The 16,789-nt window shown below is 65.4% G+C and carries 16 protein-coding genes and 1 pseudogene; 5 read left to right on the top strand and 12 right to left on the bottom strand.

Annotated elements, in window-relative coordinates; genetic code table 11:
• The first annotated feature begins 60 nt into the window (after positions 1–60).
• Positions 61–1,191, top strand: coding sequence for a TIGR03032 family protein (locus V5B60_RS13115; protein WP_332347478.1), 1,131 nt, complete (start codon positions 61–63; stop codon positions 1,189–1,191).
• Positions 1,192–1,337: 146 nt separating this feature from the next.
• Here V5B60_RS13115 and cysC read toward each other — a convergent pair.
• From cysC to V5B60_RS13095, 4 genes and pseudogenes are all read right to left on the bottom strand, one after another.
• Positions 1,338–1,889, bottom strand: a pseudogene (cysC, locus tag V5B60_RS13110) (adenylyl-sulfate kinase); the annotation flags it as partial.
• A 96-nt stretch (positions 1,890–1,985) separates the two neighbouring features.
• Complete coding sequence (istB, locus tag V5B60_RS13105; protein ID WP_332347477.1) at positions 1,986–2,774, bottom strand: IS21-like element helper ATPase IstB; 789 nt, start codon at positions 2,772–2,774, stop codon at positions 1,986–1,988.
• A 173-nt stretch (positions 2,775–2,947) separates the two neighbouring features.
• Entirely contained in the window at positions 2,948–4,474 is a 1,527-nt protein-coding gene (gene istA / locus V5B60_RS13100; protein ID WP_434735377.1) for an IS21 family transposase, read from the bottom strand.
• A gap of 424 nt (positions 4,475–4,898) precedes the next feature.
• Positions 4,899–5,867: an Rpn family recombination-promoting nuclease/putative transposase gene (locus tag V5B60_RS13095; RefSeq protein WP_332347475.1), complete on the bottom strand. Its 969-nt coding sequence runs from the start codon at positions 5,865–5,867 to the stop codon at positions 4,899–4,901.
• A 52-nt stretch (positions 5,868–5,919) separates the two neighbouring features.
• Between V5B60_RS13095 and V5B60_RS13090 the strand changes: the two genes are divergently transcribed.
• Together V5B60_RS13090 and V5B60_RS13085 are read left to right on the top strand one after the other, a co-directional pair.
• Entirely contained in the window at positions 5,920–6,225 is a 306-nt protein-coding gene (locus tag V5B60_RS13090) for an adenylyl-sulfate kinase (RefSeq protein ID WP_332347474.1), read from the top strand.
• A gap of 252 nt (positions 6,226–6,477) precedes the next feature.
• Positions 6,478–6,903, top strand: coding sequence for a hypothetical protein (locus V5B60_RS13085; protein ID WP_332347473.1), 426 nt, complete (start codon positions 6,478–6,480; stop codon positions 6,901–6,903).
• 31 nt (positions 6,904–6,934) lie between these two features.
• Here V5B60_RS13085 and V5B60_RS13080 read toward each other — a convergent pair whose 3' ends face one another.
• From V5B60_RS13080 to istA (V5B60_RS13070), 3 genes are read right to left on the bottom strand one after another with little or no spacing between them, the layout of a single operon-like run.
• On the bottom strand, positions 6,935–7,177 hold the full coding sequence (locus V5B60_RS13080) for a hypothetical protein (RefSeq protein ID WP_332346452.1): 243 nt from the start codon (positions 7,175–7,177) through the stop codon (positions 6,935–6,937).
• Positions 7,174–7,935: an IS21-like element helper ATPase IstB gene (istB, locus tag V5B60_RS13075; protein WP_332347472.1), complete on the bottom strand. Its 762-nt coding sequence runs from the start codon at positions 7,933–7,935 to the stop codon at positions 7,174–7,176. Before istB (V5B60_RS13075) ends, V5B60_RS13080 begins: the two co-directional genes overlap by 4 nt.
• Positions 7,922–9,421, bottom strand: a complete 1,500-nt coding sequence (gene istA / locus V5B60_RS13070) for an IS21 family transposase (RefSeq protein ID WP_332346455.1) — start codon at positions 9,419–9,421, stop codon at positions 7,922–7,924. Before istA (V5B60_RS13070) ends, istB (V5B60_RS13075) begins: the two co-directional genes overlap by 14 nt.
• A gap of 208 nt (positions 9,422–9,629) precedes the next feature.
• Here istA (V5B60_RS13070) and V5B60_RS13065 point away from each other — a divergent pair, with 208 nt between their 5' ends.
• On the top strand, positions 9,630–9,881 hold the full coding sequence (locus tag V5B60_RS13065; RefSeq protein ID WP_332347471.1) for a hypothetical protein: 252 nt from the start codon (positions 9,630–9,632) through the stop codon (positions 9,879–9,881).
• A 387-nt stretch (positions 9,882–10,268) separates the two neighbouring features.
• Positions 10,269–11,303: an ISKra4 family transposase gene (locus V5B60_RS13060; protein WP_332347470.1), complete on the top strand. Its 1,035-nt coding sequence runs from the start codon at positions 10,269–10,271 to the stop codon at positions 11,301–11,303.
• A 470-nt stretch (positions 11,304–11,773) separates the two neighbouring features.
• On the opposite strand, the gene V5B60_RS13055 is transcribed toward V5B60_RS13060, so the two are convergent.
• The 5 genes from V5B60_RS13055 to hflC all read right to left on the bottom strand — a co-directional run bounded on the left by V5B60_RS13055 (position 11,774) and on the right by hflC (position 16,779).
• A complete protein-coding gene (locus tag V5B60_RS13055; protein WP_332347469.1) occupies positions 11,774–13,177 on the bottom strand; it encodes a dihydrolipoyl dehydrogenase in 1,404 nt (467 codons plus the stop codon).
• Positions 13,178–13,251: 74 nt separating this feature from the next.
• The gene (locus tag V5B60_RS13050) at positions 13,252–14,559 is read right to left on the bottom strand and encodes an adenylosuccinate synthase (RefSeq protein WP_332347468.1); all 1,308 of its coding nucleotides are present in this window, start codon (positions 14,557–14,559) and stop codon (positions 13,252–13,254) included.
• Positions 14,559–15,722: an ATP phosphoribosyltransferase regulatory subunit gene (locus tag V5B60_RS13045; protein ID WP_332347467.1), complete on the bottom strand. Its 1,164-nt coding sequence runs from the start codon at positions 15,720–15,722 to the stop codon at positions 14,559–14,561. Before V5B60_RS13045 ends, V5B60_RS13050 begins: the two co-directional genes overlap by 1 nt.
• Entirely contained in the window at positions 15,719–15,904 is a 186-nt protein-coding gene (locus tag V5B60_RS13040; protein ID WP_034939233.1) for a DUF2065 domain-containing protein, read from the bottom strand. Before V5B60_RS13040 ends, V5B60_RS13045 begins: the two co-directional genes overlap by 4 nt.
• The gene (hflC, locus tag V5B60_RS13035; protein ID WP_434735376.1) at positions 15,901–16,779 is read right to left on the bottom strand and encodes a protease modulator HflC; all 879 of its coding nucleotides are present in this window, start codon (positions 16,777–16,779) and stop codon (positions 15,901–15,903) included. Before hflC ends, V5B60_RS13040 begins: the two co-directional genes overlap by 4 nt.
• Positions 16,780–16,789: the final 10 nt, after the last annotated feature.

Raw genomic sequence — 16,789 nt, 5'->3', positions numbered from 1 at the left:
GTGCAGCTCTGGCGAGGACGCGCCGCAACTTGTTGACCACGTGCGCGCATGGATCATCACATGAACAATCCGACCGTTGCCGGGGAAGAGACGGAGCAACCGTCAGCCGCTGACGCCAGGCCGGCGAACCCGTTCCGGTACGTCGTCTCGCCGGGCTTCGCCGGCACCCTTGAGCGTCTCAGAGGCACGCTGCTGCTGACCACCTACCAGGCCGGCAAGCTCATGGCCGTACGCGCGCACACAGGCCGGGTGTCGACCCTGCTGCGCACCTTCGATCGTCCGATGGGCCTGGCGCTGACTGGCGACAAGCTCGCGCTGGGTACCCGCAACGCCGTCTGGTTCCTGCGCAATGCTCGCGACATCGCTCCTCAGCTCGATCCGCCAGGCGCCTTCGACGCCTGCTTCACTCCGCGGCAATGTCACATCACGGGCGACATCCTGGGCCACGAGATGAGCTGGGGATACTCGCCGGAAGCCGGCGTCGGCGAAACTCCGCCGGATGCTCCACCGACCGAGCTGTGGGTGGTCAACACCCGATTCTCGTGCTTGTGCACGCTGCACCCCGACTACAGCTTCATCCCCCGCTGGCGCCCGTCCTTCGTCTCCGCCCTCGCCGCCGAAGACCGCTGCCACCTCAACGGGCTGGCCATGGTTGATGGTCAGCCACGCTTCGTCACCGCCCTCGGGCGCACCGACACGCCGCGGGGCTGGAAGCCCGGCAAGGCCGACGGCGGCGTGCTGATCGACGTGCCAACGAACGAAATCGTCGCCGATGGCTTCGCGATGCCGCACTCGCCACGCTGGCATGCCGGCAGGCTGTGGGTGCTGGACTCGGGCCAGGGCGAGCTGCAGGTGGTTGACCCGAAGACCGGGCAACGCGACACCGTCGTCCGGCTGCCGGGTTACACGCGAGGCCTGGTGATGCACGAGGGCTACGCCTTCGTCGGCCTCTCCCGGATCCGCGAAAAGGCAGAATTCGGCGGCCTGCCGATCGAGACCAGCGGCGAGCCGCTGCAGTGCGGCATCTGGATTGTCGACCTGCGCCGCGGCGTGGCCGTCGAGTTCATGGCCTTCGAGGCGGGCTGCGATGAAGTTTTCGCGGTGGAGGTGCTGCCCGGCATCCGCTGGCCGGCGATCATCGGTTTCAAGCAGGAAACCATCGATGGCATTTTCATCGTGCCACCCACCTGAAAGCGTGCGTACCGGAAACAACCCGTGCCGCGCGACTACGGCCGGCATGATCTCGCGAGCCCACCAACATCTCGCACGCATGAACCCGGAAACCTCCGCCAAGCCGAGTTGAAGGCCGAGCACGGACCATCTGGGTAGGGAACGGCCTATTCTTCAGCCGGAGCATGCCGGCCAATGCGTCCGACGAGCTGCCCCACCGCCTCCGCAAGCGTAAGCTGCCCCATGTCGAGGGTCAGATCGGCGGCCAGCGGCGCCTCGTACGGTGACGAGATGCCGGTGAATTCAGCGAGTTCGCCGCGGCGCGCGCGCGCGTACATTCCCTTGGGATCGCGCGCCTCGCAAACCGCCAGAGAGGTGGCGACGTGCACCTCGAGAAAACGTGCTTCGCCGATAATCGCCCGCGCCGCGGCGCGATCCGCTCGCCAAGGCGAGATGAACGCGGTGATCACGATCAGCCCGGCGTCGTTCATCAGGCGCGCCACTTCCGCAATCCGGCGAATGTTCTCGCAACGGTCTGCCGGCGAGAATCTGAGGTCGCTGTTCAAGCCGTGCCGAACGTTGTCGCCGTCGAGTACGTAACAAGCCCGACCACCCTCGTGCAGCTCACGCTCCAGAGCGAAGGCGAGTGTCGACTTGCCTGCGGCGCTCAAGCCCGTCAGCCAGATGGTCAGTGCCCGCTGTCCGAGCAAGCGCTCGCGGTGGGCACGCGACTGTCATTGATCGCCGTTATGGAGCCACCGATGATCGGCGTAATGGAGCCAGTTTGAAGAGTTAAAAACGGGCTAACTCGGGGCTTAAAGGGTGGCGGATTTTACCTGTTTTTGCGGTGCTGATTTTGGTGCCGTTGGCGCCAATTTTGGTGAGCGGTACGACTCACCATCGAGGGTCAGGCAATAGGCGTTATGGCGCAGGCGATCGAGGGTCGCGGAGGCGAGCAGGCGGTTGGCGGGAAAGGCCTGATCCCACTCGGAGAAATCAAGATTGCTGGTGACGATGGTCGCCGCGCGCTCGTAGCGTTCTGCGATGAGGTCATGGAAATCCTCGTCGGCGGAGGCGCGGAGCGGTTTGAGTCCAAAGTCGTCGACGATCAAAAGTGGAACCCGTGAGAGCGTGGCGATCTTGCGCTCGACGGTGCCGACGGCGCGAGCCGTCGTCAGGGTGGCACACAGCTGAGCCTGGGTAGTGAACAGGACGTCGACGCCCTGACGCACGGCGCAATGGCCGAGCGCTTGCGCCAGGTGGCTCTTGCCCGTGCCGCACGGTCCGACGATGAGGACGGGCGCCTTCTCCTGCAGATAGCGCCCGGTGGCCAGATCATGGATCAAGGCCCGGTTTAGATTTGGCAAGCGCGCGAAGTCGAAACCTTCGAGCGACTTCCCGGAGCGGAACGCGGCGCGGCGCAGCCGCAAGGCGAATTTCGTCTGGTCGCGACGCGCGACCTCATCGTGGATCAAGAGGGACAGGAATTCGGTATAAGCCAATTTCGATTCAATGGCTTGGCGATTTCTCGCCTCGAGCGAACCGAGGATGCCGGAGAGGCGCAACTGCTTGAGATGGGGAGCAAGTTCAGGGATGGGATTCACGATCAGTCCTTCAGGTTGACATAGGCCGGAGGGCCTGGAATTCCCGCGGCCGGGGGTCAAGGTCGGGCAACGCCCGGCGCAGCGAAACCTTGACGCCCGGACGCGGGAGATACGCTTCGCCGTGGCTGAAGACGGCAGAGTGCCGGATTCAGCCATGGAGAACAGCGCGGCGCTCACTGCACCGTGGTCGATGCCGCAAACAAACTGGCGGCATTGCGGGCAAAGCGCCCCGAATGCGGAGTGGGCTCGGGCGCGGTTGCCGCCCAGGTGTCGGCCCGCAAGTCATGACCGCCGGCCAGAATCGTCTTCACCGTGCGGTAGAAGGGCGACTCATGCGCCAGGGCCCGGGCGCACGCGGCGTCCAGGCGGGTGGCGGGGTAGGATTTCTGCAAATGCAGCACGCCTTGTGCCGCACGCAGTCGTTCAACGATGCGGTCGGCGAGCAGACGCTCGATCAACGCGGCGCAGGCCGGCCCAACCCGTACTGCCTGCTCCACGCACCACGCTCGGTCATGGGCAAAGAAGGCTCGGGCGTCGGGCGGCAGATGATCCTTGACGGTCCGCCGCTCACCGGCCTTGAACGCTCGGGCATGCGCGGCGACGGGCTTGAACTCATGATAAATCGTCACCATGCCGTCGCTGGCCTTGAACCAGAGACGCTTGCCGACCAAGGTGAACGAGACGGAATAGTAGGCGCGCTCGAACTGGATATGGCAGTCGGGGTGAACGGTCGCCTGCGACCAGACGCCGAGGTCCGGCGCCACGTCGGGAAGCGGCAGAAGGACCGCACGCTCAAGCGCGAAGAGATCGATCGGCGCCTCGCCGGTGGTGCCATGCCGGCGGGTGCCGGCTTCGTCCATGACCCAGGCTTTGGCTTGGCGATTGAGATCGGCCAGATCGAGGAAGGTCTTGAGCGGCAGAAAGTTGCCCTTGAGGTATTTCACCCCCGACTCGACGATGCCTTTTTTTTGCGGATCATGTGGCGGGCAGGCATCGATCTTGAAGCCGTAGCCCTCGGCGCAATCGGCATACGAGCGTTGAACCTGCGGGTCATGGATGCACGCCTTGATGATGGCGCACTTGGCGTTGTCGATGATGAGTCGTGCCGGAACGGCGGCGAACCATTCGAAGGCGCGACGATGACAGCCGAGCCAGGTCGCCACCGTCTGGTCCCAAACAAACTCGACGTACTGGTGCCGCGAGAAGCAAAGCGTCATGACGAAGGCCCAGGTGCGGCGTGGCCCACCGGCCGGGTGCTCCAGGAACGGGCCGGCACCGAAATCGACCTGGGCCGCTTCGCCGGGGGCGAAGCTCAGGCGGACGGTGGTCTGTGGCGGGATCGCCCGTTTCAACGTGCCGAGCATCCGGCGTACCGCCGAGTAGCTGCCGGTATAGTCGTGTTCGCGCTTGAGCACCGTGTGAATGACGACGCCGGAAACGCCTTGACCCAGCCAAGCCGCGATGCGTTCTCGATGCGCTTCGAGACTGGAAACGGTGGTGGCCGCGCGCCTGGCGGGCGCCAGCCCTTCGGCAATCGTCGCATCGTCGGGGGCGGCCAAGTCGCCGGCGAGCCAACCGCGTGCGCTGGCCAGGGTTCGTAGACTGGCTGCTGTCCGCCGCCCCATGAGGCCACTTCGGGAAATGTCGCGATCAGAGTCGCCTTGCCGCATACGCAGCAGGGCTTGTCGATAGTGGTGCATTTCGATCTTCCTTTTACTCATCACTTCCCTCGGAAAAAAGTCGCCGAGGGTAGCGTTGAATCGGTGAAATCCGAAATGCCCGTTGCTTACTTCTTCAGGGCCCGTGGCCCCAATACGCCGATCATCGTGTGGATCCCATATGCCGATCATGGCCTGGCTCCATTACGCCGATCATGCGCTGGACCCTATACGCCGATCCTCAAGTGGCTCCAATGTGCCGATCGCTGACACGCGACACCTGGCCGTCGTGCCAGACGACTTCGTGCGGGAGCAGCGGGAGTGAGGGTTTGGCAGACATCCGGTGAGTCGCTACGGCGACGCCCGTTCGCCGGGCGGCGACTACGACAGCATGCGCGAACCAAGTCCGCGAGTCATGCTACGAAGAAGCGACGATGGCAGTAGAGTTTCGGTGACAGCAACCCGTTCAGGGCTTGGTCGACCCGAAGAGATCATCCAGACTTCCGGCATCGAGAACCTGATCGAGCCAGCTGTCGATCTGCTCGACGGAGGCGCGAGAGATCTCCTGCAGGACCTCCGCGGGGATCGAACCGAAGCGTCTTCGCAACAGCTTCTGCAGCGCCAGCGCCTCACCCTCTGCCCTGCCCTCGGCCTTGCCCTCGGCCTTGCCCTCGGCCTTGTAGGCATCCGCCCATTCTTCCAGTCGTTCGGCCAACATGACGTTCAGCTCCTGTAGATCATCGACCCGAGGCAAGACGATACGGTATTCCGCTCTGCGCATCAACGTCGCCCGGATCCAGAGGGCGAACGTCCGACGCAGGTCCGGCCGGTCCGCCAGCCATTCGGCCAGCAGGCTCAGAAGGCCGCCGATCGCCTGCGGCGATGCCGGATGTTCGATCCGGAATACCGCTGCGACGAGGTTGCGCAGCGACGCGAGTTCCTGCTCGCCATAGGCATTCTCGTCGATCAGCAGGTACTTCAGCCGCGGCTTGAACTGCTCGACCAGCCCGGGAACCGGCGGGATCAGTTCATGGACATCGGTCACCGCCGACCACCGCCGGCTGCCGTTGTACAGCACGATCGGCAGGAGTGGCGGCAGGCGCCCATCGGCGAGCACTTCGCCCCGCCTGATCAGGTCCTGATAGAGCAGCCCGACATAGACCATCATGCGCAGCGCCATGTACTGGTTGACGCCGCTCTGGAACTCGATCAGCAGGTACAGGTAGACCCATTCGCCGCCAACCCGGACCCGCCAGACGATGTCGTCCGCGCGGTTGCTGAAGTCTTCGGTGACGTAGCTGCCGGGTACTCTCTCGAGCGTGCCGTAGTCGAGCCCATGCAGCCACTCGTCCGGCACGAAGCCGAGAATCAGGTCGCGCACCAGTTCCGGACTGGAAAAGAGGAGCTTGTAGCCCGTGTCGTGCGCGTTGACCATGGCCGAATGGTAGCAGGGCAAGGCGCGTCAGAACATCCCGCCCGGGCCGATCGTGATTACTGCGTTCATCTCGGCTTGGCGAGCGGATCGCGCCGCGGCGCCGGCGATCATCGGCGCAGCACGTTTTCGCGAGGTGCATGTCGCCACCTCGCTGGCGGTTTGCGAGGCGCGCGATCCCAAGGGGATGTACGCACGCGCGCCGCCGCGAACCCGCCGAACTCACCGGCATCGACTGTTTCCGGTACGGACGGTTTCAGACGGGTGGCACGACAATAATGCCATCGATGGCCTCCTGCCTGAAACCGATGGTCTCTGGCCAGCGGATTCGTGTCGGCGTGTGGGAACACATCGCGGCTGACAACCCCCGGGCGGCAGCCAGGATGGATGAGCCTCTCAGCGAAGCGCTCGTCAGGCCGGCTGGATGCCCGATGCTGGGTCGGCCGGGGAAAGCACCGGGCACCTGCGAACTGATCGCGCATGAGAGCCCTCGGGTGCAATCGGAAGTGCGACTGACGCCGGGGCGAGGTGGTTGGCGGTGGCATTCGGCACTAGACAATTGGGCGGAGGTGGGGTAAATAGTGGTGGGTTACTTCACCTTGGAGCGAGACCCATGACAGAAAGGTGGTCGGAAATGGAGGGGCGACTCAAGCCGAGTCGGGGTTTGGAAGAGCGGTTTAGAGATCATCCCGAGCTCCAAGCCAAGATCGAGTCGTTGCTGGCGGTGGTCGAGAATGCGGCCGGCGATGTTGAGAAGGCGGCGGAGGCGGAGCGGCGGGTGACGGAGGAATTGCGGCAGTTGGGCAACGAAGCGTTGCACGGCTGGGCGCGACGGCAAGCGCAGCGGAAGGAAGAAGAGGTGGCGCGACAACCGGGCGTGCAGCGGAAGGAAAAAAAACGTCTATTGGCAGACCCGGTACGGACAGATCGAAGTAGCGGAGCAGGTCTGTTAGTGGCTGCGAAGAACCGCGGATATCTGGCGCGCAAAGATGGCGAAGAATGGTTGACTGTTGAGGTCGACATAAAAAGGGGCCGCTGAGGCCCCTTGAAGTCTGAGCGACCGGCGATGTTCAGAATGGGGGTTCGTCAGGCCAGTCGTCGGCTGTGCTGTGGTTACCGGGAAGTGTTTCGCCCGGACCGGTGCGTTCATCTCGCAGCAGATCGAGGAGCGCGAGGTCGTAGTGGGCCCAGATGCGGTCACGCAGATCTTCGAGCAGTTCGACGACGGCCAGCGCCTGCTCCGGGGTCCAGTCGGCACAGATCAGGAAATCGAGCCCAGCGCCCAGTCCGGAAGGCAGGTGATAAGGCTTCATGCGGCAGCCCCGACGGTGGATCGACGTTTCTGGGTGCGCTGCTCCGTCCGTTCCTGCGCCTCCTTGCGCCGATAGGATTCCCCCTTGATGGCGACGATCTCGGCGTGATGAACGAGACGATCGATCAGGGCGACGGTACAGGCCGCATTGGGGAAGACCTCCGACCACTCGGAGAACGAACGGTTGGTCGTGATCAGCGTGCTGCGGCACTCGTGGCGCCGGTTGACCAGCTCGAAGAGCAGATCGGCGTGGCGGTTCGAATACGACAGATAGCCGACCTCGTCGATCACCAGCAGCGCCGGCGCCGCATAATGACGCAGTCGCCGGCGCAGAGCCGAATCGCTGTCGATCGCTGCCAGGTCGCCGAGGAGCTGACCGGCGGTGGTGAACAGCACCGTATGCCCGGACAGGACGGCCCGGTGTGCGATGTTACGGGCGATCGTCGACTTGCCCAGCCCACTCGCCCCGACCAGAATGGCATTGCTCGCGCTCTTCAGGAACTCCAGGCTCATCAACTCGCTGATCGCTGTCCGATCGCACTGCTCCGGCCAGTCCCAATCGAAATCCGCGAGCGGCTTGAAGCGACCGATGTGCGCCTCGGCGAGACGGCGCTCCAGACTGCGCCGGGCCCGTTCGGTCTCCTCCCAAGTCAGCAAGGGCTCGACCCAAGCGCACTCGGCCAGCTCCGACCAATGCGCCAGCAAGCCGTGCAGATGCAAGGCTTCCGCCCGTTTGCGCAAGGCCTCACTCGGGATCATCGGTCGCCCCCGTCAGCCGGTCGTAGGGTTCCAGCCGATGCGGCCGGACCGGCGTATCGCGGCGCTGCAGGTGCTCGGGCAAGGGGATCTCGACCGGTGGCGGCCGGTCGGTCGCTTCGCGCCGGCGCTCCAGCGCCAGGCGCACCGCATTCAGGTGCGGCACCTGACGGGCCAAGGCCTCCTCGATGCCCGCCCGCAACTCGCTTGCACCGTAGCGATCGAGCAGACGCAACAGCGCCGCCGTGATCGTTCCCAGATTCGCCCCCCGGCCGGCCGCCTGGACGAGCAACTCCCGGCTTTCCGGTACCGCCCGCGTCAGCCGGTCGGTCCCCCGGTGCAGACTCGCTTGGTGCTTCTGTTCGACCAGCGTCGCGATATGGGCGGGATCCTCGATGCACTGCCCCCGGTCATAACTGCGCCGGTGCGTCGCCAGTAGCGTCGGCCCATCGACGATGCGCACTCGCAGCGGGTCGGCGACCACCGTCAGCGTCTGCTGCACCTGCTCCGGCGGCACCGAATAGTCATTCAGGTCGAAGCGCACATAGGGCGTCTTGCCGACCTTCACCGCCACCTGCTCATCGGTCGGATACGCATGCTCCGGCAGCGCCAGCAGATGGGCGGCTTCCAGCGCGAAGGCTTCGCGCACGCTCAGCGAAGGGTCCTCGGGGCAACGCCGGTCCGCCGCCTCTCCCGAACACCAAGCTTCCGCCCGTGCATTGAGGTCCGCCAGATCCAGGAAGCTGCGACCGGCGAAGAAGGCTTCGCGAACATAGCGAATGGCCCTTTCCACGCGCCCCTTCTCATTGCCCCGCGCGATCGCCACCGGGCGAGGCTCGTAGCGATAATGACCGGCGAACTGCAGTAGGGTGGGATTGAAACGGATCGCCTGCCCTTGTCGCTCGAGGACGGCGCTCTTGAGGTTGTCGTACAGCAGCACTCTCGGCAGACCCCTCCAGGCGTCAAACGCTCCGACATGGCCGCGCAGGAAGTTCTCCATGCGCGCATCGAGAAAGAAGCGCAGATAGATCATGCGCGACCACGCCAGCACCATCACGAAAGCCAGCAGTGCCCGGCGAGCGCGGCCGATTTCCAGGTGGCCGAAGTGCCCCCAATCGACCTGTGCCTGTTCGCCGGGCAGCGTCGAGAGCCGCAGGTAGGCTTCCGCCTTCGGTCGCGGACGATGCAAGGCGACCAGATGACGAAAGTGATCGGGACCGCCGGAGTAGCCGCGTTCCTTGACCATGACGTACAGCCGCCTGGCCGTCAGGGTCGGAAACTGCGCCAGGGTCGCGTGGATCAAGGGCAGGTAGGGGTCGATGCGGGAAGGCCGCGGCGCGATGCCGGTGCGTGGCAGACCCGCCTGCGTCAGGACACGCCGGACGGTGCCATGATGGACGCCCAGCTGGCTGGCGATGGTGCCGATGCGCCAGCGCTCGGCATGGTAGTAGCGCAGAATCTGCGCTTGCGTATCAGTGGAAATGCTCAACTCGGGTTCCTCTTCGATCAGGTGAGATAGCGGATGGAACCCGGCAGCTGCCCAGGAAGCCCTGCCTGAGCCAGCCCGAACAGCGCATCCCGCAGAAATGGCAGCGCACCGTCCGGGAAGGGGCGGTCGAACCGACTGCCGCCGGTTCCGGGCCCACTGCCGAGTTCGCCGGCAGTAAATCATCTGGTGCCGGTGGCATAGAACCCTGATGCGTCACATTCTGCTGACGCAGCCGGTAACGGCGGTTTCTTTCGGCATGCTTGAGGCGGCCATTCCGGCTCTTCTGGTAACGGCGGCCGGCTGCCTGGAGGGAAGCGCGGCGGGCCGCCTCGGCGCAGCCAGCAGCACAGTAGATCTGGCCCCGGTCGCAGCGGCTGCAGACGACGACCTGGGTGCGGCAGCAATGGCACAGGAAGAGTCGGCCGGTGGCTTCCATTGGCGGTTCCCGTCACGCCAATGAGCTATCGACAGGAAGACGCCGCTCGTGAAATACTCTCCCTGCACCCGTGCCCAGCACGGTGTGGGGCACGACATCGGCGTGGACTTTGCGGGTTTGGCCGGTGTCGTGCCCGTTCTCCTTGGCGGGTCCTTTTTACCGCATCGCGAGCGGGCTTATCATCCCCGCCTGCAACCCTTGGCCGCATCCGCGGCAGGTTTCCCCGATGGCCGCCGCGCGGCAGGAGGGCGCGTCTCCAGTCGCCCTTCGGGCTCCTTCCGACGCGCCCTCCTGCCGCACCATCGGTCGCCCAGCCGCCCCGAAACCCCAATCCGTCTCGACCATGGACCATCCCTCCCCGGTCACATCCTCGACCGCTCGCAGCCAGTTATCGGCGCTTCTTGACCACCATTGACACAGGTCTTCCGGCAAGGGACGCGCGGGCCGGAGATCCGGCCATTCACGCGTTCGGCGGAGGTGGTCTGCCGGGGCTGCTCGGAGCCGCTGCAGCGAGCGATCGTTGATTTCGGGGCGGACGCGCCCGCGGCGCGCATTCCGCAGAAGCTGAAAGAGCACTACGGTATCGAGGTGTCCGCCAGTACGTGCTGGCCGATCGTCTTGCGGCATGCCGCGACGATCGACGAGCGCCCGAAAGCGGCGGCAAAAATCCCGGCACGAGACGGCGTAGAGCAGTTGATCGGCGAGATCGATGGGAGCATGATTCCCGTCGTGGAGACGGCCGAATCGGACGACCAGAGCGCGAAAGTGGACCGCCGCAAGACCCGCCGGGTGGGCTGGAGGGAAGCGCGTTTGAGTCTGGTCCATGCGCCGGGCTCCGTCACCCCGGTGTTCGGCGCCACCGTGGGCCCGCCCGACCAGGTCGGAGAGACGCTGTTGCGCACGGCGGTTCAGGCCGGACTGGGGCGTAAGACCAAGGTCCATGCGGTCAGCGACGGCGCCGCATGGATTGCGGATCAGGTGAGTGAGCAATTCGGACTGCAAGGCCACTTTCTCGTCGATTTCTACCATGTCTGTGACTACCTGACGGCCGCAGGGGACACGATCGCCGGCACGGCGGCGAGGGCTTGGCTGGAAACGCAGAAGGATCGGCTGAAACAGAACCGCCTCCAGGACGTCGTCGAGGAACTGCAGCGATTCGTCGAGGACGACACCGTTCCCGATGCCAACGCCCCGGTGCGCGCGGCGCATCGCTATCTCACCAATCGCCCGGGGCAGTTCAACTATCAAGACGCGCTCGTGGCCGGGCTGCCAATAGGGTCCGGCGAAATCGAAAGCGCACACCGTTACCTCATCCAGGACCGTCTCAAGCGGGCCGGCGCTTGGTGGAAACTGAAAAACGCCAAGCACATGCTGGCGCTGCGTGTCTGCCGCGCCAACCAGGAGTGGGACCGCTATTGGCAGTCCACACGTCAACAGGCCGCCTGATCCACAGTCGCACTTCCGATTGCACCCAGAGCCCTCGCCTGGTCTGCGAGCTCGAGCGGGAAACGATATGGGTCTTGTCGCTGGTCCACAGATCCCGGGAATGGCCGCCACGGCGTGACTGAAAAGGACATCCGTGCCTGGGCAACCTGATCCCGACATCCATTCCGACCGAATGGCCCGCGGCCAGCGCGCAGGCCCCGCGTGCAGCAAGGCGATCTCGAAGAGTCGCTTGTGCTGCTTCTGCACCACAGGCCTCGAGGCGTCCGAAGTCCAGCACAAGCGTGTGCGGCCAAGTCCCGGTGCGACGATTGTTTTTGATTCGGCGCCAATGCCGGCGGGCACCAGCAGCGATGGCCGGGGCTTCACCGTTCAACCCGCGTGCGGCATCCGCGGGACCACCGGATTCGATCGACGCTTCTTCGCCGTGGCCCGACCGCCGGCGGGCCACGGCGGGACCGCGAAACGACCGACTAGGTCCGCACCAAGCCAACCGGCAGGCCGTCGGAAAACATCTCGGCGATCTCCTTCAGCGCAGTCTGCAGCAGTTCCTCGACGACCGGATGATAGAACGGCAACTGCAACAGACTTTGCGCCGTCTCGCCGCGCTGGATGGCCCAGGCCAGCAGATGGGCAATGTGTTCGCCGCCGGTCGCCACCATGGCAGCGCCGAGCAGCTTGCCGTCACGCGCATCAGCATAGACGCGCAGCAGGCTGTCTTCCCCTCCGAGGATTCTGGCGCGCCCGTTGCTGTCCCCGCCCGCGCTGCCGATAACGATGGATTGCGCGTCCAACTGGTCGAGTCGTGCACCGACGGCGGCCACATCCGGATCCGAGAAAGCCATGCCGAGCGGCACCTTGCGCCGGAACCTGGTGATGTCGCTGCGCGCCGCGTTGTAACCGGCGATCGCGCCCTCGTCGGCTGCCTCGTGCATCAGCGGCCGGTCGCCAGTGGCGTCACCGGCGATGAACACGGGCAAGGCGCCGATCTGCATCGTCGCCGGATCGAACTTCGGCAAGCCGCGTCCGTCGACCTCGATGCCTGCCGCCGCGAGGTTCAGGCCGTCGACATTCGGCCTCCGTCCGAGCGCGGCAAGCAACAGATCGACGCGGGCCACGCGCTCACCGGAGCACATCAGCACCTCGTCCCCGCTGGTCGACACCGACACTTCGCGGCCCAGCCAGATGGTGATTTCGCGCATGAAGCGGCCAACTGCTCGCTCGCCGATCACTGGGTCGACGATGCCGGCCACCGTATTCGCCACATCGGCGCCAATCACTTCGACGCCAAGGCGTGACAACGCCAGTCCCATTTCCAGCCCGATCGCCCCGAGGCCGAGCACGCCAACGCGCTTGGGCAAGACCGGCAACTCGAAGAGCTGCTCGGTCGTCAGCGTTCGTTCAGCCACTGTCGCCAGCCAAGCCGGCACAACCGGACGCGAACCGGTGGCGATGACCACAGCCCCGGCGCGGACGATCTGGACATTCTCCCCAAGACTTACTTCGAGCACGCCCGCTTCGCGAAAACGCGCCGGGCCCTCGAGCAGAAAGTCTCCGGCCATCGAACGCGCCGCCTTTTCCGGCCGGCTGGCGAACTGGTCACGCTGCTCACGCAGTGCAGCCCACAGTCGGGCCGTATCGAGACTGAGCGCATCGAGGCCATCGACTCCTGCAATCTCCTTGCGCGCAGCCCACAGGCGGCCGGCATGCAGTGCCACCTTCGACGGCATGCAACCGACCCGGGCACAGGTGGTGCCGAGCGGGCCGTGATCGATCAGCACGAAGGAGCGGCCCGCCTGGCGGACTTCGCGCATCGCGTACAGGCCGGCGCTACCGGCACCGATGATGGCAACGTCGGTTCGAATTTCAGGTTTCATGGCAATCCGCTTCCATCGACGAGGGACGGCGACGGCTTCGCGGCTTGGCAGAAGCGGCGCTCGAACCGCTGCGATCAGGCCAGCGGGTGGCGGCGGACGATGGTTTCACGACGCTCGGGACCGGTCGAGACGATGTCGATCGGCACGCCGCAGAGCTCCTCGATCCGCTCGAGATAGGCCCGTGCCGTCGTCGGCAGGGCATCGATCGTCGCTGCGCCGACCGTCGACGCCGACCAGCCGGGCATGCTCTCGAGGATCGGCTGGCAGTTGGCGACTTCGTCGGCGCCCATCGGCAACAGCTCGACGCGCTTGCCGCCGAGGGCATAGGCGGTGCAGATGCGCAGTTCGTCGAGGCCGTCGAGGACATCGAGCTTGGTGATGCACAGGCCGCTGACACCGTTGATCTGGATCGAGCGCCGCAGCGCGGCCAGGTCGATCCAGCCGCAGCGCCGTTTGCGTCCGGTGACGGTACCGACCTCGCGGCCTCTCTGCGACATCTGGTGACCGGGCTGTCCCACGCTTTCGATGTCGAGCTCGCTCGGGAAGGGGCCGCTGCCGACACGCGTGCAGTAGGCCTTGGTGATGCCGAGAACGTAATGCAGCATCCCGGGCCCGATTCCGGAGCCGGCCGCCGCCTGCCCGGCAACGCAGTTGGACGAGGTGACGAAGGGGTAGGTACCGTGGTCGATGTCGAGCAGCGCTCCCTGCGCGCCCTCGAACAGGAGGTTCTTGCCCGCCTGGTTGAGTGCGTGCAGAGCCGCCGAGACGTCTCTGACGAGCGGCTTGATCTCTTCGGCGTCGGCCAGAACCCGCGCCAGGACGCTGTCGCAATCGACAGCGGCAGCGTTCAGATAGCGGGTCAGCACGAAGTTGTGATAGTCGAGGTTCTCCCGCAGCTTGTCCGCCAGACGGTCCGGGAAGAAGAGGTCATAGACGCGCAGTGCACGCCGCGCGACCTTGTCTTCGTACGCCGGACCGATCCCCTTGCCAGTGGTACCGATTCGCAGGTCGGCGCAGCGGGCGGCTTCGCGCGCGTTGTCGAGCGCCGCGTGATAGCCGAGGATTAGCGGGCAGCCGGGGCTGATCCGCAGGCGCGAGCGGACGTCGATGCCGCCAGCCTCGAGCAGGCCAATCTCGCTCAGCAGGTGATGGATGTCGAGCACGACGCCGTTGCCAATGAAACACTCGACGCCTTGGCGGACGATCCCCGACGGCACCAGGTTGAGCTTGTAGACCTGTTCGCCGACGACCAGCGTGTGGCCGGCGTTGTGGCCGCCCTGAAAACGGACGACGCCGCCCGCATGATCGGTGAGCCAGTCGACGATCTTGCCCTTTCCCTCGTCGCCCCATTGCGTTCCCACCACCACCACGTTCCTGGCCATCAGACTGATCCGTCCCCATCGATGTTCGCGAGCAACCACTGCCCGTCATGCTCCACCAGCCGCCGGTCGCACGCTGGTCCCTCGCTGCCGTTCTCGCCCGGCAGCAATTCGACAACCACTGCACCCTCTGCGCGCAGCGCGGCGATCGCCTGCGCCAGGGTGCTGCCTGCCGCCGCGCACGGGGCGAGGATCGCGCCCGGCTGAGGCGAGCTTGCCCGCAGCCGGGCCAGCTCGCGCAGGTCGAGCGAGAAACCGGTCGCCGGCCGCGCTCGGCCAAAGACACTGCCGACGCCGTCGTAACGGCCGCCACGGGCGATCGCCGTCGAGTAGCCCGGGCAATAGGCGGCGAAGACGACACCATTGTGATAGTGGTACCCTCGCAGGTCGGCGAGATCGAAGGAAAGTGGCAGATCGGGGAGCGAGACCTGCAATTCCTGCAGCGTCGCCAACGCGGCGACGATCCCCGGCAAGGGGGGCAGTTCCCGCCTCGCGCGAGCCAGGATGTCGACGTCGCCGTAGAGTTCCGGCAGCACGAGCAGTGCGCTGCGCCAGGGCTCGTCGAGACGGCGGCAGGTGTCGGCCAGACCGGGCAGATCCTTGCCCTGCAGCAACAGCAGCAGGGTCGCTTCGAGTTCGCCGTCGACACAGGCGGCTGCGGCCAGGGCGCGAAAGACGGCGACATGGCCAAGGTCGATGCGCGCCGCGCTGACCTCGGCCGCGGCCAGCGTGGCGGCCATCAGCCGAATGACCTCACGGTCGGCAGCGACGCCGGCGTGACCGTAGAGCTCGGCCCCGAGCTGTATCGGCTCGCGGCTGGCACCGAGCGCCGCGGGCAGCGTGTGCAGCACGCTGTCGCAATAGCACAGGCGGGTGACACCCTGCCGGTTGAGCAGATGGGCGTCGATCCGCGCCACCTGCGGCGTCATGTCGGCCCGCACGCCGAGGGTGCGGCCGGAGAGCTGATCGACGAGCTTGAAGGTGCGCAACCGCAGATCCTGGCCGGAGCCGGTGAGCAGCGACTCGAGATGCTCGAGCAACGGCGGCAGGACCAGTTCGTAGCCATGCACGCGAAACAGGTCGAGCAGCCGGCGGCGCATGGTCTCGATGCGCGCGGCCTCGGCCGGCAGGGCGTCGGCGATGTGCTCGGGCAGCAGCCAGTTCATCGGAAGATCATCAACAGCACCAGCCCGACGAGCATCGAGGTCAGCCCGACGAAACGGATCTGCCCATCGCTGAAGCGGATGAGGCGACGGAAGGTCTCGCGCCAGGTGGATGGGGCGACGAAGGGTAGCAGTCCCTCGACCACCAGCATCAGGGCCAGCGCCAGCAGCAGGTTGTCGATCATTTGCCGGCTTTGTCGCCGCCGCGGCCCATGCTCTTCATGTACTTGAAGAAATCCGAATTCGGCTCGACGACGATCACGTCGTTCTTGCCCTTGAAGCTGTTGCGGTAGGCTTCGAGACTGCGATAGAAAGCGTAGAAGTCGGGATGGTTCTCGAAGGCCTGGGCGTAGATCGCGGTCGCTCGGGCATCGCCCTCACCCTTCATCTTCTGCGCATCGCGATAGGCTTCGGCAACGATCACCTCGCGCTGCTTGTCGGCGTCGGCACGAATCTTCTCCGCTTCGGCAAAGCCCTGTGAACGCAGTTCGTTGGCCACCCGCTTGCGCTCGGCGTCCATCCGGCGGTAGACCGAATCGCTGACGTCGCTCGGCAGTTCGACCCGCTTGACGCGCACGTCGACGATCTGGACGCCGATCTTGCGTGCGTCGAGGTCGGCCTTCTCGCGCATCTGCTCCATGATCTTGTTGCGCTCACCCGAAACGACATCATGCACGGTCCGCTTGCCGAACTCCTCGCGCAGGCCGGCATTGACGGTCTGTGACAAGCGCGTCTTGGCACGCCCCTCGTCGCCGGCCACCGAGATGTAGTAGAGCTTGGGATCGACGATGCGCCACTTCGTGAAGGAGTCGACCAGGACGTTCTTCTTTTCCGAAGTGATGAAACGCTCCGGCTCGGGATTGTCGAGCGTCAGGATGCGACGGTCGAAGTAGCGCACGTTCTGGATCAGTGGCCACTTGAAGTACAGTCCGGGCTCCTCGATCACTTCGCGAATCTCGCCGAGCTGGAAGACGATCGCGCTTTGCCGCTGGTCGACCGTGAAGATGGTCGCACCGAGCAGGACGAGGACCGCAACGAACGTGCCGACGATGAAGTTCATTCCGCCTTTC

Source organism: Accumulibacter sp. (assembly GCF_036625195.1).
GTDB lineage: Bacteria > Pseudomonadota > Gammaproteobacteria > Burkholderiales > Rhodocyclaceae > Accumulibacter.
The sequence above is the reverse complement of the archived record's forward strand: the minus strand, read 5'-3'. Positions and strand labels throughout refer to the sequence as shown.